Source organism: Gemmatimonadaceae bacterium (genome assembly GCA_035533015.1).
Lineage (GTDB): Bacteria > Gemmatimonadota > Gemmatimonadetes > Gemmatimonadales > Gemmatimonadaceae > JAGWRI01.
Map to the genome: position 1 here is coordinate 57,086 of DATLUQ010000062.1, position 20,336 is coordinate 77,421.

Here is a 20,336-nt window from a genome sequence, read left to right on the forward strand (position 1 = left end):
CCACCACCGTCGGCCGGTCACCGCAGATGCGCCACCAGCCAGTCGGCGAGCGTACCCAGCACGACCGGCCGCACCACCCGAGTGGGAAGCGACCCATACCGCGCGGGATCCCCTGTCGAATCGGCCACGAACAGATGGTCGGTGGCCGGGAATTTCCGCACCGTGACGTCGCGATCGCCCCCGGCGCGGAAGGCCGCGGCGAGCGTGTCTGCCTGCTCCGGCGTCACCTGTTGATCCGTTTCCCCCTGTAGGATCAGCACCGGCACCCGTACCTCCCGGGCCGTGAGCAGTGGGTTGTAATCCATGAAGTACCGCAGCCAGGCGCTCTTCGCCGCCAGTTCGCCCGTGGCTTTCGCGCTCTCGGCGAGCGCCGCCCTGCGCTGGTCCGGCGTGAGCGACGTCGCATTGGCCACCGCGTTGCGCTGCTGGAACTCGAGGATGCGCCGCCCCGTGTACGCCGGCCCGGCCAGCAGCACGATTCCCTTGAGCGATGGATCGGTAGCCGCCACCATGGGCGCGATCATCCCGCCCTCGCTGTGCCCCACCAGCCCCAGCCGAGTCCCGTCGATCTCGGGCCGCGTACGCAGGTACGCCAGCGCGGCGCGGATGTCGTTGGCATAGTCGGCCGAGGTTGCCGTGGGCGGCCCGGCGGTCGAACCGTTCATGCCGCGGTCATCCAGCCGCAGCGTGGCAATCCCACGCCGCCCCAAGGTGTCGGCCACCTGCCAGAACGGGCGGTAGCCATCCACGATCGAGATCCGCTCATCACGGTCCTCGGTACCAGAGCCGGTGATCGTGACCACTGCCGGTACGGGGCCGGACCGCACGGCGGGCAGCGTGAGCGTGCCGGTGAGCGACAGCCCCTCGGGCGTGTGGACGGTTACGTCCTGAGCGGTGTAGGGTGCCCCCAGGGGGGCGCCGTAATCGATCTTCCGGATGACCAGCGGGTGCGTCCCACCCTCGCGCAATACCGTGACGTTCTGCAGGGGAATCAGCGCGCCGAGCAACGCGCCGTCCGGCCCCACCGCGGCGCGCATGGTGGTGGCACCAAGGCGGACCGTAGCGGAGTCGCCACCTACCCACTCCACCACCGCCGGAATCGTCTGCCCGCCCGACACCATGAACAGCGGCACGGTGTCGACGGCGCGTCCTATGGCGCGCGCGCGGCGCAACGCCTGCTCTACCATGGCGAACGAGGGATTGATGTAGGGCACCGCGCCCGGCCGCGTAGCAAGCGTCTGGACGCGCGAGACGTTGCCCGACACCGTGGCACGCACCGAGTCGCCCTCGAACGCGAGATCGGCGCTCTGGAATGGCACCGTATCGCCGTTGGCCAGCCGGTAGAAGGCGCTCGTCATGGCCGCCACCTGCGCATCCGGAGCCAGGGTCATCGCATACCGCCACCGGGTGCCCGTCGACTTGTCGACCATGTCGACGTCCAGGCGCATGGGAGTGCGCTGCACGACCTCGCTCGTGAGCGTGTCGCGGCCCAACAACATGCGGAAGGTATACTGGTCGGCGCCCTGGGCGCCGGCGGAAGCGCCGACGGCGAGGCACAGGCCGGCAGCGGCGAGCGATGCACGATTCACGTTTGTTCTCCCTTCCAGGCGAAGTACGAGTAGACCACCGAACCCAACGACGCGCCCATCACGGCGCTCATCAGCACGACGAATCCGGCGCGGGCGGGCAGGACGACGGACAGCACGGTGACAATGCCCGCCGCGGTCATGAGGTAGCCGCCCACGCGATGCGTCTTGGTCCACACGGTGTCGCTGGACAGCGTCCACGGCGTGCGGATGCCGAACCACCAGTTGGAGCGGGCGCGGGGCATGACGTTGCCCAGGAGCAGCAGCATGCCCCCGACCACGACCGGCATGACCCGGTCGATGCGGATCGGCCAGCCGAGCGCGGCGCCAATCACCGCGACATGGACCGCCACCAGCAGCGTGATGACGGCATCGACCACCAGGTCGTAGGTGCCCTGGAACTTGGCGTAGTTCGCGCGCCGCGGATCGATGAGCGGCAGGCCGCGCATGAAGCCCCAGATGGCGAGCGCGATCAAGGGCATGAGGAAGGCGCCGACCAGCCGGCTGCCGTAGCCGTTGGGCTGGCCGTTGATGCCCCAGTGCATCGGCATCGAGAGCGGAAGGTGGGGATACGCGATCGCCGAGAACGAGAGCGCCCCCGCGATCAGGATCACGGGATACCACTTACGCATGCTTCCTCCCCGGTCGAATCCAATCGAGCAACTGCTCGACGACGTCGTTGAACACCGTGGTGTTGAGTTCGTAAACGACCTGCTGGCCGTGGCGCTCGGACAGGACGAGCCCGGCGTCGCGGAGCACGCCAAGGTGGCGGGAGATCGTGGGCCAGGCGGTGTCGAACTGTTCGGCGATTTCTCCCGAGGTGCGGGGCCGTTTGCGCAGGAGTTTGAGGATCTCTCGGCGGGTGGGGTCGGCGAGGGCTTTGAAGGCGGAGTCCATGGCGACAAGATAAGCTACTTAGCTAACTAGACAAGTATAAGCAGCGGGACCGTTCACGGCTCACAGCGTTCGGCCTGTCGGCGTGAGCGTTCGATTAAACGCGTTGTGCAGTTTCGTCGTACACGCAGTGCCGACTGTCGGCATGAGCGTTCGAAAACACAGTCTGTGCGGTATCTCCGAACCCGCCGGTACGTGGCTGGATCGACGACCGGGACCATATCCGAGGATGGCTTACAGGCGGTCCAGCAACATCCTGGCGTTCGCCGACAAGAGCACGAACGCGGCCTCGGACACGTGTTTGCCACGCTGTGCGCCCAATTCGTCGAGCAGGGCGCCGAGCGATGCCGAATCGGGCCGCACCTTGGCGCCAAGACTGTTGCATACCCCCCGTTCATCGACCCACCCGAGTCGGCACGCGCGGGTGATGAGGTGGGACAGCCGCGAGGCCAGACCGCCCGGGGAGCGATCGACCGGCGTGGGCCCGACGCCGACGGTGAGGCCCGTCGTGCCGCGCAGCGTGACCGCGGTATCCGCGGATGGCGGCGTCGGGATAGAATCAGACGCGAGCACCGTATCGACGGTGTCCACCGGCCCATCGGCCTCGGCCCAGTAGCGGACGATGTCGACCGCCCCACGGGCCGAGTAGACGAGCGGCGGAGTCGAGGACCCCGGCGCCAAGAACGCCGAGTCCGCCCCCCACCCGGCGGTGGCGCGTTCATGCCAGCTCGTGGACGTCCATGCGCCTGCCCACGCGTTGGACGCCCGCACGTGGAGGACTCCGGGAGCGTCCACCATGAACGAGGTGAGGGAATCCCGAGCCGTGGGTAGGACCGTCACAACGTAGGAAAGCGTCACTGAATCGGCGGCGAGGTCGAGCAGCGCCGGCGCAACCACGACGTCGAACCCTGGCGCGTGAGTCACGGTGTCGATGCTGCGACTCGCATGCGCTGTGGGACTGGTGGGGATCGATGGCCGTGGGTGCGACGGCACATGCCGTGTCGAGACCGCTAGAACAACGCCCATCACTAGATGCGGAACACGAGCCATCGAGTCTCTCCCCTCGGTTTGCTGACTCCGGCGGTTACTTCTCCAAAGTGGCAGACTCTCGTCATCAACGCGGCGCAACTGGAGAGGATGAGCGTTCCTCCAACGCACCCTCGACGATTGCTTGGCCTGCCGGCACGGGCTTATGCGTAAGACTACCGGAACGAGCCCGCCGCGCCGAGACGTTGACCGTGTCGAAGAAACCGCACATGCTGTTCGATCAAACACTCGCGCCGACATCGGCCCTCCGGATGAGGCCCAGTCGTCATTACTTGCATACCTAGCTAAGTGTCTTATCTTAGAATCGCGGCCTCCCCCGGCCCTCGATTCCACCCCACCCGTCGGAGCGCACAAGGCATATGAACACGCTGATCCTCGCCGCCTGCTTGGTGGCCTCGACGATCACCCTCCCCGACTCCGGAGGCTCCGCCCCAGCGCCGCGCGAAGAACCCATGACCCTCCAGACCCCGACCGGGGCGATCGAGGGAACGCTCACCCTGCCCGCCGAGGGCGCGGGCCCCTACCCCGTGGCGCTGATCATCGCCGGCTCCGGGCCCACCGACCGCGACGGCAACAGCCCGGCCGGCGTACGCACCGACGCCTACAAACTCATCGCCAACGACCTGGCGGCGCGCGGCATCGCAACCCTGCGCTACGACAAGCGGGGCATCGCCGCCAGCCGCGCCGCCGGCCGCAGCGAGTCCGATCTGCGGTTCGACGACTACGTGCGCGACGCCGAAGGCTGGCTGACCGAGCTCCGCGCCGACCGGCGCTTCACGACCGTCACCGTAATCGGGCACAGCGAGGGATCGTTGATCGGGATGGTCGCCGCGCCCGCGGCCCACGCCGATGGGTACATCTCGCTGGAAGGAGCAGGCCTGCCTGCCGCGGTCGTCCTCCGCACCCAACTCGCGGGCAAATTGCCCCCGGATCTGGCCGCCGAGTCGGAACGCATCCTGTCGGGTCTCGAGAAGGGACAGACCACCGACAGCGTGCCTGCCCCGCTGCAGCCGCTCTACCGCGCGAGTGTGCAGCCCTATCTCATCTCATGGTTCAAGTACGATCCGGCCACGGAGATCGCCAAGCTGCAGATCCCGGCGCTCATCGTGCAGGGGACGCACGACGCGCAGATCGGCCTGGACGAGGCACAGCGGCTGGCCAAGGCCGATCCGCAGGCCACGCTGCTCGTGCTCGACGGCATGACGCACGTGCTCAAGGACGCGCCGGCCGGGCTGGCCGCGCAGACGGCGGCGTACACCGATCCGTCGCTGCCGCTCGACCCCAAGCTCGTACCGGCGATCGCCGAGTTCGTGGAGCGCCTGCGGCGGTAGGTCCCGCGGCGCCGGATGAGTAGAGAAGGGTCCCTTCGCCATTGCCGACGGCTGATCGCTGTCAGCTCACGGCTCCAGGTGTTCAGCGCTCGGCCGCGCCGTTTTCACTCCGCGAGTTTCCGCAGCAGCTCCATCATCTCGACGTCCCACGGATCGGCGGCCGGGTCGTCGTCGGCAATGCCGGGGTGTTCCTGCGGCGTCTCGAGGATGCACGGCACGCCGGCCGAGCGCGGGTCGTGGAGCAGCCAGCGGAATGGCTCGACGCCGATCTGGCCCTGACCGATCAGCGCGTGGCGGTCCTTGTTGGAGCCCAGCGCGCCTTCGCTGTCATTGAGATGGAAGAAGCCCGGCGGCTCGCCGGTGGCCCGCTCGAACGCGTCGAGCACCGCGGCCTGCGCCGCGGCGCTCTCGTGAATGGCGAACCCCGACGCGAACAGATGACAGGTATCGAGCCCATAGCCGGTGCGATGGCGCAGCGCCGGGGGTACCCGCTCGAGTATACCGGCCACCTCGTCAGGCGTGCGGCCCATGGTGCGGCCGGCGCCCGCGGTGTTCTCCACGAGCAGCCGCGTGCGCCCCTCGGTGCGCTCGAGGGCGTGGGTGATGGCGGCGGCGATGCGGCCCAACGCCGCCGCGCGGTCGTCGTCGGTAGCGGCGCCGGGGTGGAAGCACACGGCACCTACGCCAAGCGCGGTTGAGCGTTCCAACTCCTTGGCCAGCCCGTCGCGGGCGCGCGCCCATTTTTCCGGATCGGGGGTGGCCGTGTTGAGCACGTAGCCAGCGTGGACCACCACGTGGTCAAGCGCGATGGCGGCGTCACCCAGGGCCGCGACAAACCGCGCTACGCGATCGGGTTTGATGGAGACCTTGTCGCCGTAGTACTTGGGGATGGAGGTGAACACCTGCAGCGCGGTCATGTGGGCGCTCGCCGCGCGGCGCACGGCCATGTGGATCCCGCCATTGGCGATCGTGTGTGCGCCGATGAACCGCCCGGGCCCGCCGTCCGCGGTCACGGCTTCTCGTGCGGCGGTTTGCTCAGGTCGAGCATGCGTGTGCCGGCAACGTATTCCACGGTTTGCGGATCGCGCAGCTTGCCCAGCCGCTTCACCACATCGGCAATGCGACGGGCCTGTTCGTGGATCACCCGCAGGTGGTCGTTTGGCACTCGGGCGTCCCCGTCGAGCATGAGGAGTTCGGCATGTCCGAGCAGGGCCGAAAGCGGGTTGTTGATCTCGTGCTGCAACGCGATCGTCGTCTCGCCGATGCCGGCCAGCCAGCGCGCATTGGCGAGGGCCGCCTCGGCGGCGCGCCGCTGCGCGTCCATGTCCATGCGCCGCTGGGCGATCACGAGCCGCGCCCGCAGGTTGCCCGGCGAGGTCGGCTTGGACAGATAGTCGTCGGCGCCGGCCGCGAGCACTGCGCCCAGGTCTTCGTCGGCACTCCGCCCGGTGAGCACGAGGATGAACGTCTCGTGATTGCGATCCAAATCGCGAATGCGATGGCAGAGTTCGAGCCCGTCCATGTCGGGCATCTCGATGTCGACCACGCAGAGGGAGAACCGCTGGTCCTGGTACCGCGCCCAGGCGTCGGTGCCGGTGGACGCATCAATGGGCTCGTAGCCCAAGCTCACAACGACCGACCGCACGAGCGCACGGATCGTATCGTCGTCGTCGGCGATGAGGACTTTCACGGATGGGCCTGCGTACAGCGAAAGGGAAGCATGGAAGCGGGGCCGAGAATCGTCTCGGCTGCGCGCCGTCGTAACTCCGGAAAATGTGGCCGATCGCCGCCGAGTTCGCGAGTCCGGCCCGCGTTGGTCCCGCGCCTCGCCCCGGCGTATCTTTCATCCGGCATGCCCATTGTACGCCCTCAGCACCTCGAACGACCCGAGATCAACCATGTCTGCTTCCGACCGTACGACTCCGATCGCGGCCTTCAACGGTACGCGTCGCGTTCCCCCACCGGTCAACGAGCCCGTGCGCGCGTACGCGCCGGGATCGGCCGAACGGGCATCGCTCAAGGCACGCCTGGCCGCCATGGCCGGCGACCGCATCGATATTCCACTGGTCATCGGCGGGCTGCCCGTCCGCACCGGCGACACCGCCCGCGTGGTCATGCCACATGACCACAAGCGCGTGCTCGGCGACTTTCACCGGGCCACGCCCGATCACGTGCGCCAGGCGATCGCCGCCGCGAGGACGGCCCACGCGGACTGGGCCAACTGGGCGTGGGAGGACCGCGCCGCGGTGTTCCTGCGGGCCGCCGAATTGCTCACCACGACCTGGCGGGACACGGCCAATGCGGCCGCGATGCTCAATCAGTCCAAGACGGCGTTCCAGGCCGAGATCGACTCGGCCTGCGAGTTGATCGACTTCTGGCGGTTCAACCCGCACTACGCGCAGGAACTGTACGACGAGCAGCCCCTGTCGAACCACACGATGTGGAACCAGCTCGACTACCGGCCGCTGGAAGGCTTCGTCTATGCCATCACGCCGTTCAACTTCTCGTCGATCGCCGGCAACCTGCCCACCGCGCCGGCGCTCATGGGCAACACGGTCGTGTGGAAGCCGGCGTCTACGGCCATGCTCTCGGCGCACTACATTCTCGAGATTCTGGAGGCGGCGGGACTGCCCCCGGGGGTGATCAATCTCGTGGCGGGCGACGCGGCGATGATCAGCGAGATCACCCTGTCCCATCCCGACCTGGCCGGCGTGCACTTCACGGGCAGCACGATGGTGTTCAACAGCATGTGGAAAACCATCGGCGCCAACATGGCGAACTTCCGCTCGTATCCGCGCATCGTGGGCGAGACCGGGGGCAAGGACTTCATCCTGGCGCACCCGTCGGCCGACCCCCAGGCGCTGGCCGTGGCGATCGCGCGCGGCGGGTTCGAATACCAGGGGCAGAAGTGCTCGGCCGCCAGCCGCGTCTACGTGCCGCGCTCGCTCTGGCCCGAGGTGCGCGACCGCGTCGTGGCCATGATGCAGGAGATGCGGATGGGCGACATTCAGGACTTCCGCAATTTCGTCGGCGCCGTGATCGACCAGAAGGCGTTCCGTAAGATCAGTGAATACATCGCCGACGCGAAGCGCAACGCCACGATCGTGGCCGGCGGCAAGACCGATGAGTCGGTAGGGTATTTCGTCGCCCCGACGCTCGTCGAGACCACCGATCCGGGCTACCGACTGCTGTGCGAGGAGATCTTCGGCCCCGTGGTGACGGCGTATGTCTACGACGACGCCAAATGGGCCGAGACGCTCCACGCGATCGATGAGACGTCTCCCTATGCGCTCACCGGCGCGGTCTTCTCCACCGACCGTCACGGCGTGCGCGAGGCCATGGCCACGCTGCGCAACAGCGCCGGAAATTTTTACGTCAACGACAAGCCCACCGGCGCGGTGGTCGGGCAGCAACCGTTCGGCGGGGCGCGCGGCTCGGGCACCAACGACAAGGCCGGCTCCAAGCTGAACCTCGTGCGCTGGGTGAGCGCCCGCGCAATCAAGGAGTCGTTCGCGCCGCCGACGGATCATAAGTATCCGTTCATGACGGCGGAGTAGGACGGGGAACGGGGTACCGGCCATTCCATGCGCATCCTCAATCAGGAACAGGTCAAGTCGCTCCTTCCCATGCGCGAATGCATTCCGCTCATGGAAACCGCCCTCGCCTCGCTGTCGCGGGGCGAGGTGGTGCTGCCCCTGCGGCCGGTGCTCCGCATTCCCGGCACCCACAACGTGTTCGCCATGATGCCCGCGTATTCGTCGGCACTGCGGGCGTTCGGCGCCAAGATGATCACGGTCTTTCCCGGCAACCACGGCACCGATCTCGATTCGCACCAGGGCGCCGTGCTGCTCTTCGACGCGCGCGACGGCCGGCTCGTGGCCGTGCTCGACGCCTCCTCGATCACCGCCATTCGCACGGCGGCGGTGTCGGCCGTGGCGACGGCGCTCCTCGCCCGCGACAACGCCGCCACCCTGGCCCTCCTGGGCAGCGGCGTGCAGGCGCGCACGCACCTCGAGGCGACCGCCCTCGTGCGCCCGATCACGCGCGTGCGCGTGTGGAGCCGCACCACCGCCCATGCCGCCGCCTTCGCCACGTGGGCCGGGCGGGTCCATGGCACCAGCGTGGAGGTGTGCCAATCGGCCGCCGATGCGGTGCGCGGCGCCGACATCGTCTGCACAGTGACCTCCGCCCGCGAGCCGGTGCTCCGCGGCGAGTGGCTGGAACCCGGCATGCACGTGAACGCGGTGGGCGCCTCGCAGCCCGACGCCCGCGAACTCGACAGCGCCGCGGTGGCCCGGTCGCGCATCTTCGCCGATCGCCGCGAGTCGCTGCTCAAGGAATCGGCCGATTTTCTGGTGCCGATGCGCGAGGGACTCGTCTCGGAGCAGCACGTGGTGGCGGAACTCGGCGAGATCCTCATCGGCAAGGCGCGCGGCCGTGGGTCCGCCACCGAGATCACGCTCTTCGATTCGCTCGGCCTCGCCGTGGAGGACCTGGCGGCGGCGTGCCACGTGTACGAGCGGGCCGAGCGCGAAGGCGTGGGCGCCGAAATCGCCATGGGCGGCCTTCGCCCCACCGACTGAGGCGATGCGCGGTACGCCGCCCCCACCGGCCCCGCCCGCCGGTTACGCATGGCCACCCAGACCCTACCGACTCGGGGCCAGCTGCCCCCCGCCCCGCCCCCCTGGCCCCTGCCGCCCGCCTGAGCGGCCTGGGCCTGTTGCCCTTGTTTCCCCCTCAGCTTCCCCGCCGTTTTCGCCCTGTTGCGCCCGCTGGCCGCCCTGAGGAGGCTACCCAGGACACGCCCCGCAGCCCCTCATGCAGTACACTTCCCGGGGCCCGTCCGCTGAGCCCCCGGCCGGGAATGACACAACGCTAACGTTCGGCGCCCCCGATCATCGCCGGAGCATCGTTTGCCCGAGCCGCATCCGCCCCTGAAACCGATTCCGCTGGCAGATATCCAGGCCGCGCGCGCCCGGATTGCCGGTACTGCCGTCCGGACTCCGCTCGTCCGCCTGCACTCCGACGCGCCCTCGGAAATCCATCTCAAACTCGAGACGCTCCAACCGATCGGGTCGTTCAAGCTTCGCGGAGCGCTCAACGCCATGCGTCTGCTCCCCGCGAAGACGCTCGCCGGCGGAGTCTACACCGTCAGCGCCGGAAACATGGCGCAGGGGGTCGCCTGGGCGGCCCGTGAACTTGCCGTCCCCTGCCGCGTCGTGGCCCCCGACCACACTCCCCAGACCAAACTCGATGCCATCGCCCGGCTCGGGGCGACCGTCGTACGGGTTCCATTCGCCGACTGGTGGCGGGCCATTGTCGAGTTCGGGGTGCCGGGAGAGACAGGGGCGTTCATCCACCCCGGCGCGGACCCCACGGTGATCGCCGGAAATGCTACCGCGGGCCTGGAGATCGTGGAGGACCTGCCCGACGTGGACGCCATCCTCGTGCCGTACGGCAGCGGCGGGCTGGCCTGCGGTATCGCGTGCGCGGCGCACGCCCTCCGCCCCGGCGTCCGCGTGTATGCCTGCGAGGTCGAGACGGCCGCGCCGTTCTCAGCATCGCTCGCCGCCGGCCGGCCGGTGGCGGTGGAGTACACGCCCACGTTCGTGGATGGTATCGGCGGCAAGACGGTGCTCGAGCAGATCTGGCCGCTGGCGCGCGAGGTGCTGGCTGGGTCGATCGTCGTCTCGGTGCGCCAGGTGGCCGACGCCGTGCGCATGCTCGCCGAGCGCACACGGGTGATCGCCGAAGGGGCCGGCGCCGCGCCCGTAGCCGCGGCGCTGGCGCACGATCTCGGGGTCGAGCGAGTCGCGTGCGTCGTGTCGGGTGGGAACATTGATTCCAGAAAGCTCGCCCAGATTCTGAACGGCCAGGTTCCCTAGATTCGCTGTAGGGCGGCCTGACTGCCCTACCGTCCTGCTGTCCTACCGTCCTACTGTCCCACCGTCCTACTCTCCTACCATGCCGTCCATTCCGTACGTCACCGCCGACGTCTTCACCGACCGCCGCTTCGGTGGCAATCAGTTGGCGGTCTTCCCCGACGCCCGCGACATCCCGCCCGAGCAGATGCTCGACATCACCCGGGAATTCAACTTCTCGGAAACGACCTTCGTCCTCCCGCCGGAGGACCCGCGCCACACGCGGCGCGTGCGCATCTTCACGCCGGAACGCGAGATGCCCTTTGCCGGACACCCCACCGTGGGCACGGCGCACGTGCTCGCCCACCTCGGCGAGGTGAGGCTCATGGGCCCCACGACACGCATCGTGTTCGAGGAGGGCGTGGGCCCCGTCCCGGTGACGATCCGCGCCGAAGGCGGCCACCCGGCGTTCGCCCAACTCTCCGTGGCCAAGCTGCCCGAGACGGGCCCGACACCGCCCCCACCGGTGGCCCTGGCCGAGATCCTGTCGCTTGCGCCGGCGGACATATTACAAAACGTGTATGCGCCCGGCGCGGTCTCGTGCGGCCTTCCCTTCCTGTTCGTACCGCTCGTCGACCGCCACGCCGTGGCCCGCGCGCGCGTGCGCCTCGACGCCTGGGAACGCCTGCTCGGCGATTACTGGACCCGGGAGATCTTCGTCTTCGCCCTCGACCCCGAACGCGACGGCTCGGACATCCGCGCCCGCATGTTCGCCCCGGGCCTCAACGTGACCGAGGACCCCGCCACCGGCAGCGCCTGCGCCGCCCTCGGCGGATACCTCGGCATGCGCAGCGCGCAGGCCGACGGCACCCTGCGCTGGGTGGTGGAACAGGGGTTCGAGATGGGACGCCCCAGCATCCTCGAGGTCGAGACCGACAAGGCCGCCGGTCAGATCACCGGCGTCCGTGTGGGGGGCAGCAGCGTGGTGGTGTGCGAGGGGACGATGACGATCTAGTGGTGCCCCAGCGTCCACACGTATGCGGCGAGTGTCCTGATCTGCTCGTCGGTGTAGTCATGGCCGCCGCGCGGACGCATCGGGAACCGGTGCTGCGGGTGCTTGATCGAATCCTTCGGAATTCCGCCGGTCACGATCTTCACGATCGATGCGTAGGTGCCGTCGGTGTGCTCGTACTTGCCCGTCGTCAGGTCGGGGCCATTCCGCCCGTTGGTGCCGCCTTTGCCGTGACATCCGTTGCAGCTGCGCGGGGCGTTGAACAGCGAATCGCCGGCGCTGACCATCGCGGCCGTGACGCCGGCCGGCAGCCCGGCACCGCCGGCCTGCGCCATGGCCGTCGACGCCGCCGGCCCAGGAACGGGGGCCGGGACCTGCGCGGCGGGCGTGCTGTGTGACCCGCCACAGGCGAACAGCCCCCAGGCGGCGATGGGAACGAACACCAGGCGGACATGGAAACCCACGGTCATGGACGACATCCGTTGAGGTGGTTGCGGCAAATCTTGTATCCGGGACGCTCGCCGGCAACTCCGCTACGGGCTGCTCGGTTTGAGAGTGTCGTAGAGGGGATGCGCGGGGGTGAGCGACGCCTCCTGGTGCGCCACCGTCACCGCCAGAACGCGCACGTGCGGATCGTTGGGGAGCGTGAGGATCCGGGCACCGGCCGGCAGATCCATGGAATACGCGAACAAATACGAGTAAGCATACGCCTCGTTCTTGCCGTCCGCGGTGTGCTTGTGCGATGCGAACCACGCCACCGGCGCCCGCTTGATGAAGCCCGGGGTGAGGCTGTCCATGACCTCCAGCATCCGCTGGCGCGCGGCGCCGTTCCGGCGGCGCGCCTCCTGGGCCTCGTGCGCCTGGACCACGAGCAGCGTATCGCCGCCCGCAGCCCGCACCGAATCGAGTTGGATGTGGAACAGCGAGTCCTGGCGCACGCGGAATTGTTGGAAGCGCCGCTGCTGGGCCGCTGCTTCCTCGGCCGACGGCGGCGGTGCCGGTACCTCCTTGAATCCCCGATCGTACCACTGCCCGATGAAACCGTCCCATGCCTCGATGTCGAGCGGCGCCCTGGCCGCGCCCACCTGGAATGGGTCAGTGCGGTCGCCGCTGTCGGACGCCGCCAGCAGATACACGCGGTTGTAGTCACCCGCCGGCAGCGTGATCCGCTGGCCACGCGCCACGACGGCATCCGGCAGACCGCTCGCCGCCGGGGCGAGATGGAAGGTCACCCCACTATAATCGATCTCTGATGGCAGCATCTCGGCGGGCAAGGCTTCGCCGGCCGCGTTGAATCCGCCCACCGAATGGGTTGCGTCGTTGCTCGCCACCGCGGCGTCGTATTCGAGGGACACCGCCTGGGAGGTTGGCGCGGCCTCGGTGGTCGGCGCCGGGCCGAGTTTGACGGCGAAGGTACGGATCGTGTACGGCGTCAGCGACGTCACGAGCGCGCCGTTCTCGATCGTGGCTGGCCCCAACGGCTGCTCCTGCCCGTTCACTTCGCGCGCCGACACCACCGGCGCCGCGAAGGTGAGCCGCACGTCGGGCTGGGGCTGGCCGCTCATCTCGGTGATCCGCACCACATATTCGTCGCTCGCCTCGGCGTGCTTGAGCGCCATCACGCGCACCCGGCTGTCGTTCACGCGCAACAGCGAGAAGGTGCGCCCCAATGGCCCGGGGTGTTTCTGGGTCACGAACACCTTCATCGGATCGTTGAGCCGATAGCCCTGCCAGTCGGTCTGGGCGGCACGCCAATCACCGGCGTGGCCGGCCAGGCCGTAGATGAACTCGTGATGCCCGAAGTCCTGCGACGCCTGGTCCGAGTACGAATAGCCCTGCGGGCTCAGCCCCGGCGTGCGGAGCAGCGTGAGCCGGATGGTATGGTCGTTCGGCTTGTCCGACCCATTCTTGTCGTCAGTGAGCACGGTGACTCCGTACGCCCCGCCGCGATCCGTGAGGTCGATCCACTGGTGCGACGGCACCTCGAACTTGCGAGCATAGGCGTTGCCGCGCTCGATCGTGCCCACATCCCAGTTGTAGGTGGCCACGCTGTCCGACGCGGTGAACGGGAACGTGGCCTTCAGCATCGTGGCCGGCATATGCCAGTCGATCGCGTTGCGGAATTCCACGCGCTCGCCGGCATCGCCCGCCGACAGACTGATCGTCTGCACGAACCGCGAGCTGTCCACCGTGCGCGTCACGGTCAGCGACACGCACACCGGACCCCGCTCCGTGATCCGGATGTCGGCCGGGCCCTGCGCTCCCACGTACGTTCGCGGCGCGCGCTGCTCATCATCGAAGTCCATGTTCCACGCCGGCCACTGGGTGGGTGTGTCTTCCAATAGCGCCAGGCGAATGGGCGACGACAGCAGCTCCTTGTTCAGCGTCTTGTCGAAGATGCTCGACACGTCTCCAGCGTCGTCGAGCGTCACGCGATATTCGGCGTTCTCCAACGACCGCGCGCTCACCTTGAGCGGCGATTCCGCCGCCGGAGCCGGCGTCGAGCGTAGGTCATATACCGCATACCCGACCGACGGAGCATCGGCCACGAACAGGACGTGTGCCTCGCCGTTCTTCCACGAGTCGAGTTGGGCCGGTTCGGCCTGCCCGTCGGGCCCCACCACACTCACCCCGCGCGGATCGCGCGCGAACGGCACGGTGGCTCGCACCACTTCCTGCCGCGCGATGTTCAGCGGATTGTACACCACGACGGGCGTGCCCTGGGCGTCGGTGTTCATCGCCGCGGCCACCGCCTGGCTGCCGCTCGCGAGCACACTCGCGAACTGGTTCATCGCGATCACGTCGTCGTTCCAGGCGAACGTATAGGCGCGCGGCGTGGCCGTTCCCGCCGCGAGGTCGTGGAAGTGAGCACCCATCGCCAGCGTCCACGCGTCGTCGAGTCGCTGCATGGGATAGGCCCGTCCGCCCAGCCACTCGGCGGCCACCGACGCCTTCTCGGCTCCGTCGGCCAGCAACTCCTCCTCGCGAATCCATCGCTTCTGATAGGCCTGCGACGTGAGGGAGCCCGCCGAGTGGTTCTGGAGTTCCATCTCGCCGTCGTAGCTCGGCAGGCCTTGGGCCTCCGCGGGCGTGATATCCTGGAACATCTGATCGGCTCTGGACGAGATCACGTGCAGCGGCCCTTTCGTGGTGACGCTCCTCTCCACTTCGGCCACCGAACGCTCACTCGGTGCGCCGCCGGTATCGCCGGTGCCGTAATAGTGATAACCGGCGTACACACCATACTTCTCCCCATCGCGGTCCACGCGGTTGACCCACGTCGTGTCGGTGGTGAGATCGTCCGTCACGTTGCCGCTGTAGCTTCCGGGATTGAGCGCCGCGATCACGCTGCTGCCGTCGGGGCCGATCCACCGCCCGACATTGAACGGCACGCCCTTGCCTTCCATCCCCGCCGGCGTGCTCGGTTGATCGGGCACCGACGAGCCCCAGGTGAGCTTCTGCGTAGAGAAGCCTTTGATGCCGGCGTGCGCCAGGATCGTCGGCAGCGACCACGGAAAGCCGAAGCAGTCGGGGAGCATGAATTCCTGGCTCGCCACGCCGAATTCGCGGCGGAAGAATTCGTTCCCGTACAGGATCTGGCGCATGATGCCTTCGGCCGACGGCGCGTTCACATCGCCCTCCTCCATCGATGACCCCGCGGGGAACCACTGGCCCGACGCGACGTACGCCTTCAGCCGCTCGAAGTCCATGGGCCAGTATTCCTTCATCATCCGATAGCGGTTGGCTCCGCTGAAGTTGAACACGTAATGCGGATATTTGGCGAACAGCGCGAAGTTGTCATGCATCGTCTTGGGCAGGAATTCATCGATCACCTGTGGGTATTCCCACCGCCACTCCGTATCGAGGTGCGCGTAGCCCACCACGTACAGCGTGGGATCCTTGGCCAGGTCGGGACGGAGCCGGAGCACGTCGCGCGGAGCGGCGGCGCGTACGGAGCCCAGCGGCGGCGGCCCTCCCGTCGGGCCGGCCACGGGCTCCTGCGCCTTCGCCGAGCGGGTGAAGGTGGCCAGCGTGATGAGAAGCGCGGCGGCCGTGCCGGCGCGATGGATGGCGTGACGCATGATGATTCGACCTCGTGAAGTCCACTCGGGCACGGCTATCCGGCCCGATCGATTGCCCCGCGCGCAGCGGACCAATTTTTTCGAACCTACGGCCCGCGCTGCACGGTCACAACCGGCACCCGCGTTAAGGTCCCGTTGAGCCGTCCGGCGGCCGTGCGTTCGGAGGCGATGAGACACGCCAAGCCCGGCCGGCTCACCTTTGCCGGACCGGGCCATCGCAGAGACTCGCTAGTTGTTTCCGCCCGCGCCCGCGCCCCCGCCCCCACTCTTGAGCGGCGGCAGCGGCTTGATCCGCTTGCCCCATGTCGGGTAGGGTGGCTCCACCGAGTCGCGTTTCACCGGGTGCTCGGCCAACTGTTTGAGCGCCACTTCCACCGCGGTCTCCAACTGCTTGTCCTGTCCGGCGATCATGTCCTTGGGCCAATCCTCCACGTCCACGTCGGGCGACGTGCCTTCATTCTCCACGTGCCACTTGTGATCGGTGCCGAAGAACCCACCGCGCGGCGCGATCGCCGACCCGCCGTCGATGAACGGGGGCGTGTCGGCCGTGTGCACCAGCCCGCCCCATGTGCGCTTGCCCACCAGGGTGCCCACCTTGCGCGACTTGAACATCCATGGCATCAGGTCGCCGCCCGAGCCGGCCATTTCGTTGATGATCATCACCTTGGGGCCCCAGATCCCCGCTTCGGGGCTGGTGAACGGAACCCGCGTGCCGGCCACGTTATTGAAGTAGCCGTCGAAGCCGCGCTGCAGCACGTCGATGATATAGTCGGCCGCCGACCCGCCGCTGTTGTACCGCTCGTCGATCACGGCTCCCTGCTTGTTCTGCTGGGAGAAGTAGTAGCGGTTGAAGTACGTGTACCCCGGCTGCGCCGTGCTCGGCAAATACACGTACGCCAGCTTGCCGTGCGACAGCGAATCGACGATGCGTCGGTTGTTCTCCACCCAAGCCCGGCTGCGCAACGACTGTTCGTTTGCCACGGGCAGCACGGTCACGTCGTGCGCCCCATCAGCCGATGGTTGCGCGTTCACCGCGAGTACGGTCTGCCTGTCGGCCGTGCCATCGAGCAGCCGGTAGATGTTGTCGGTGCCGGCAAGATCCTGTCCGTTGATGGCCACGAGATAGTCGCCCACGTGCACGTCCAGCCCCGGCACGGCGAGCGGGGCACGCAGATCCGGGTTCCAGCTCTCGTCGTCGTAGATCCTCGTGATGCGGTAGCGGCCGTTCTGTACCGTGAAATCGGCCCCCAGCAGCCCCGTGGTGGTGCGTGGGACTTCGGGCATGTCGCCGCCGCGTACGAACGAGTGCCCGATGGCGATCTCGGCACCCATCATGTCCATTAGATAGTTCAGATCTGCCCGATGGTTCACGTAGGGTAGCAGCACCCCGTACATCGCCTTCATGCGCGGCCAGTCGGTGCCGTGCAGGTTGGGCACGTACAGGTAGTCGCGCTGTTGGCGCCAGTCGGCATAGAAGATTTCGCGGAACTCGGCCTTGGGATCCAGATACATGCGCAGCGACACGTCGAGTCGCCCCTGGCCCGCCGGCGGCGGAGTGCGGTCGGCGTCCACGATGAACAGCGACGGCGCACTCGGTGTTCCTCCCGCCGCCCCGGGGCCCCCGCGCCCCCCACCCCCTCCGGCCGCGCGGTAGAGCAGCTTGTGGCCGTCCAGGCTCACGTCGTAATCGGCCACGCCCGATACGAACGGCGCTTCGCGCCGGTCGCTCAGCCGGTACCGCAGTAGCTCCGCCCCGCCACCGCCGGCCCCGGCGCCCCCGCGACCGCCGGCATTCGTCCCGGCACGCAAGTAGTAGACGCTGCCGGCGACGCCCGCCTTCAACTGGGAGTATTGCGCCTGCGGAACACCAGGCACGGCCAACACCCGGCTCTGCAGGGCATCGAAATCGATCTGCACGTGCACTGGCGCTCGCGGCGCCACCGGCGGGTTGTCCGCGTCGGCGCTGGCCTCGTCACCGCCCCGTGCCACTCCGCCGCCACGCCCCATCCGGCCGCGGCCACGACCACCGGTCTCGATGGGCATCGCCGGCGCGCCCGTCTCCTCGTCGCTGCGCAGCGTGAACGGCGTGGCGTCGGTCTTGTCGAGCACCGCCAGGTAGAGCCCGAACGTCTCTGTGTGGTCGTAGCTCGACATGTCCAGCCACTGCGACCGCAGGCCATAGTCCGTGGACGCCAGGAACCAGAGGTACCTGCCGCTCGCGTCCCATGCCGGCGAGACGGCGTCGGCCAGCCCGTCGGTCACCTGGTTGGTCTTGCCCGTCTGCATGTCATAGGTGAACACCGCATGGTAGAGCGAATTGAGGTGCGCTACGTACGCGATGTACCGCGAGTCGGGGCTCCACACCGGGTCCATGGTGCGCGTGGGCACCATCCAGGGATCGTCACCCACTTCCTTGGCGGTGCCGGTGGCCACGTCGAGCACCCACAGGTGCAGGTTCGTGTCGGTGTACAGGATATACTTGCCGTCGGGCGACCATTGCGCCGTGTAGTAGTGCGTGGGATGCGGCAGATTGATGAACCGCGGCGCATTGAGGCCGTCCTGGTCGCGGATCACGAGCTGGAACTCACCCGACTGGTCGCTGAAGTAGGCGATGGATTTTCCGTCGGGCGCCCACACCGGGTTCAACTCGGCGGCGCCGCTTGTGTTCGTGAGATCGCGCACGTTGCCGTACTGGGCGGGAATCGTGAAGATCTCCCCGCGCGCATCGACCAGGGCGCGCTTACCGGTGGGCGAGATCGCCAGGTTGGAGATGCGCCCCGAGACGTCCTCCCAGTGCGGCATCATCCACGGGAAGTTGCCGGTGGCCGTGATATCCACCACGTGTTCCTTGCCCGTCCTGGGGTCCAGTTCGTGCACGTACCCCGCCTGTTCGAACACCAGTACGCCGTCGCCGCTGTCCAGCGTCTTCACATCGTAGTCGGAGTAGTCGGTGACCTGCTTGAGCGCCTTGGTCGCCATGTCGTACGACCACACGTTCGCCACGCCGTCGCGGTCGGAGATGAAGTACACGATCTTGCCCACCCACGCCGGTTCCATGTCCTTGGAATCCTTCCAGGGGGGCGTGACTACGTCGTACGTGGTGAGATTCATGATCCAGATCGGCCGGTTCTGGCCTCCGCGGTAGTTCCGGCGCTCTTCGTCCCAAGAGTTGTTCATTCGATAGGCCACGTACCGGCCGTCCGGAGAGATGTGTCCCTGGAAGGCGCGGGGCATGGGCATTGGCAGTGCCACGCCGCCATCCACCGAAATCGTCCAGAACCGAGGCGCGCCGGTGGGAGCCTCGGTAGCCCGTCCCGACGAGAACACCACGCGCTTGCCGTCGGGTGTCCACCCGGTCACTTCGTCGTTGCCCGGGTGCCAGGTGAGCCGCTTGGGCTCGCCACCCGTGGCGGGCACGACGTACACGTCGGCGTTCCCCGCATAGTTCGCCGTGAACGCGATCAGCTTGCCGTCCGGGGAGAAGTGCGGGTCGGAGGCCTGCCCCTGGAAAGCGGTGAGCATCTGCGCCGTTCCGCCGGCTCGGCTCACGACCCAGATGTTCTGCGCATAGGCGAATGCTATTTCGGTGGCGCTCACCGTGGGCGCGCGGAGCATGCGCGTCTGGGCGCCGGCGTCGGCTGCCGAGACGGGGAGGGCGAGCGCCAACCCGAGCCCCGCGAGGGCACGGGTACGGCTGATGGGGAGAGGACGGCGGAGTCGGGACATGGGGGGGCCAGGCCGGTGCGGGGTTACTCGTGTGCGGCGCCGCCCCGGTCGGGCGATCCCGGCCGCGCACGAACGCGCTAAGCATGACGCGCGGCACCGCAATCTGCTAGGCCGTGGGAGCGTCAGGCTCGACGGGACGCGGGCCATGGGGACGCGCCCGGCGGCGCCCGCGCCACCGCTCTTTCGCCGCGGTCCGCAGGCCCGTATGCTATGCTTCATTCCCTATCAGCAAGGAGTGTGTTCGTGCGCTTCAATACCGTATGTGCGGCCTCGCTCGGCCTGCTGGCCCTCGCGGCAAGTGGGTGCGCATCGAGCCAGGGCGGTGCCGCATCCGAGTCCATTGCCGCCGACGCGGCTTCGGGCAAGCTCGGACCGGCCGTGCTTCAGTGGTCGGGAAACTTCCGGCCCACGCAGCAGCAGAGCGGCACGTTCGGCGGGGAACTGGCGCGAAACCAGGCGTCGGGAACCGTGGTGATCACCGCGGCGAACCCGGCGCAGATCCGCGTCCGGATGTCGGCCAACCTTCCGGTCACCGATCCCGTGCGTCTGCCCTGGGCGATGGCCCCGGGGGCGTGCGGTTCCAACACCCTTCCGCTGATGACGGTTGCGCAGTTCCCGGAGATGACCATGAGCAATGGCAGCGGCCGCCTGGACGAGGTCGTTTCACTCCCCTTCCCGACCGTCGGCACGTACCACGTCAACGTGTTCGACGCGGGCACCAGCGGGGCCGACGAGTCCGACGTGATGGCGTGCGCTGACCTATCCCTCGGACGACGCGGCGGCTGAACCCTGACTCT

The 20,336-nt window shown here is 68.1% G+C and carries 15 protein-coding genes; 6 read left to right on the forward strand and 9 right to left on the reverse strand.

What is annotated here, in order from left to right; all coding sequences use genetic code 11:
* Nucleotides 1-17: 17 nt before the first annotated feature.
* From VNF92_13385 to VNF92_13400, 4 genes are all read right to left on the reverse strand, one after another.
* On the reverse strand, nt 18-1,589 hold the full coding sequence (locus VNF92_13385; GenBank protein HVA58869.1) for an alpha/beta fold hydrolase: 1,572 nt from the start codon (nt 1,587-1,589) through the stop codon (nt 18-20).
* Nucleotides 1,586-2,218 carry an SdpI family protein gene (locus VNF92_13390; GenBank protein ID HVA58870.1) on the reverse strand — a complete coding sequence of 211 codons (633 nt, stop codon included), beginning with the start codon at nt 2,216-2,218 and terminating at the stop codon, nt 1,586-1,588. Before VNF92_13390 ends, VNF92_13385 begins: the two co-directional genes overlap by 4 nt.
* Nucleotides 2,211-2,483, reverse strand: a complete 273-nt coding sequence (locus tag VNF92_13395) for an autorepressor SdpR family transcription factor (protein ID HVA58871.1) — start codon at nt 2,481-2,483, stop codon at nt 2,211-2,213. The genes VNF92_13390 and VNF92_13395 overlap by 8 nt, the downstream gene beginning before the upstream one ends.
* Before the next feature lie 231 nt (nt 2,484-2,714).
* Complete coding sequence (locus VNF92_13400) at nt 2,715-3,404, reverse strand: hypothetical protein (GenBank protein ID HVA58872.1); 690 nt, start codon at nt 3,402-3,404, stop codon at nt 2,715-2,717.
* Nucleotides 3,405-3,886: 482 nt separating this feature from the next.
* Between VNF92_13400 and VNF92_13405 the strand changes: the two genes are divergently transcribed.
* A complete protein-coding gene (locus VNF92_13405) occupies nt 3,887-4,858 on the forward strand; it encodes an alpha/beta fold hydrolase (protein HVA58873.1) in 972 nt (323 codons plus the stop codon).
* Nucleotides 4,859-4,962: 104 nt separating this feature from the next.
* Here the strand turns inward: VNF92_13405 and VNF92_13410 are convergent, their stop codons facing one another.
* Both VNF92_13410 and VNF92_13415 read right to left on the reverse strand, forming a co-directional pair.
* A complete protein-coding gene (locus VNF92_13410; protein HVA58874.1) occupies nt 4,963-5,871 on the reverse strand; it encodes a deoxyribonuclease IV in 909 nt (302 codons plus the stop codon).
* The gene (locus tag VNF92_13415) at nt 5,868-6,548 is read right to left on the reverse strand and encodes a response regulator (protein HVA58875.1); all 681 of its coding nucleotides are present in this window, start codon (nt 6,546-6,548) and stop codon (nt 5,868-5,870) included. Before VNF92_13415 ends, VNF92_13410 begins: the two co-directional genes overlap by 4 nt.
* A gap of 208 nt (nt 6,549-6,756) precedes the next feature.
* Here VNF92_13415 and pruA point away from each other — a divergent pair, with 208 nt between their 5' ends.
* The 4 genes from pruA (at nt 6,757) to VNF92_13435 (ending at nt 11,734) form a co-directional block, all read left to right on the forward strand.
* Nucleotides 6,757-8,415, forward strand: coding sequence for an L-glutamate gamma-semialdehyde dehydrogenase (pruA, locus tag VNF92_13420; protein ID HVA58876.1), 1,659 nt, complete (start codon nt 6,757-6,759; stop codon nt 8,413-8,415).
* A gap of 27 nt (nt 8,416-8,442) precedes the next feature.
* On the forward strand, nt 8,443-9,441 hold the full coding sequence (locus VNF92_13425; GenBank protein HVA58877.1) for an ornithine cyclodeaminase family protein: 999 nt from the start codon (nt 8,443-8,445) through the stop codon (nt 9,439-9,441).
* Between the two features lie 330 nt (nt 9,442-9,771).
* Nucleotides 9,772-10,743: a pyridoxal-phosphate dependent enzyme gene (locus VNF92_13430; GenBank protein ID HVA58878.1), complete on the forward strand. Its 972-nt coding sequence runs from the start codon at nt 9,772-9,774 to the stop codon at nt 10,741-10,743.
* 79 nt (nt 10,744-10,822) lie between these two features.
* Nucleotides 10,823-11,734 carry a PhzF family phenazine biosynthesis protein gene (locus tag VNF92_13435; GenBank protein HVA58879.1) on the forward strand — a complete coding sequence of 304 codons (912 nt, stop codon included), beginning with the start codon at nt 10,823-10,825 and terminating at the stop codon, nt 11,732-11,734.
* On the opposite strand, the gene VNF92_13440 is transcribed toward VNF92_13435, so the two are convergent.
* The 3 genes from VNF92_13440 to VNF92_13450 form a co-directional block, all read right to left on the reverse strand.
* Nucleotides 11,731-12,201, reverse strand: coding sequence for a c-type cytochrome (locus VNF92_13440; GenBank protein ID HVA58880.1), 471 nt, complete (start codon nt 12,199-12,201; stop codon nt 11,731-11,733). The genes VNF92_13435 and VNF92_13440 overlap by 4 nt on opposite strands.
* A gap of 63 nt (nt 12,202-12,264) precedes the next feature.
* The gene (locus VNF92_13445) at nt 12,265-15,813 is read right to left on the reverse strand and encodes a glycoside hydrolase family 38 C-terminal domain-containing protein (protein HVA58881.1); all 3,549 of its coding nucleotides are present in this window, start codon (nt 15,811-15,813) and stop codon (nt 12,265-12,267) included.
* Between the two features lie 228 nt (nt 15,814-16,041).
* Entirely contained in the window at nt 16,042-19,539 is a 3,498-nt protein-coding gene (locus VNF92_13450; GenBank protein HVA58882.1) for a PDZ domain-containing protein, read from the reverse strand.
* Nucleotides 19,540-19,782: 243 nt separating this feature from the next.
* Between VNF92_13450 and VNF92_13455 the strand changes: the two genes are divergently transcribed.
* A complete protein-coding gene (locus VNF92_13455) occupies nt 19,783-20,325 on the forward strand; it encodes a hypothetical protein (GenBank protein ID HVA58883.1) in 543 nt (180 codons plus the stop codon).
* Nucleotides 20,326-20,336 lie beyond the last annotated feature (11 nt).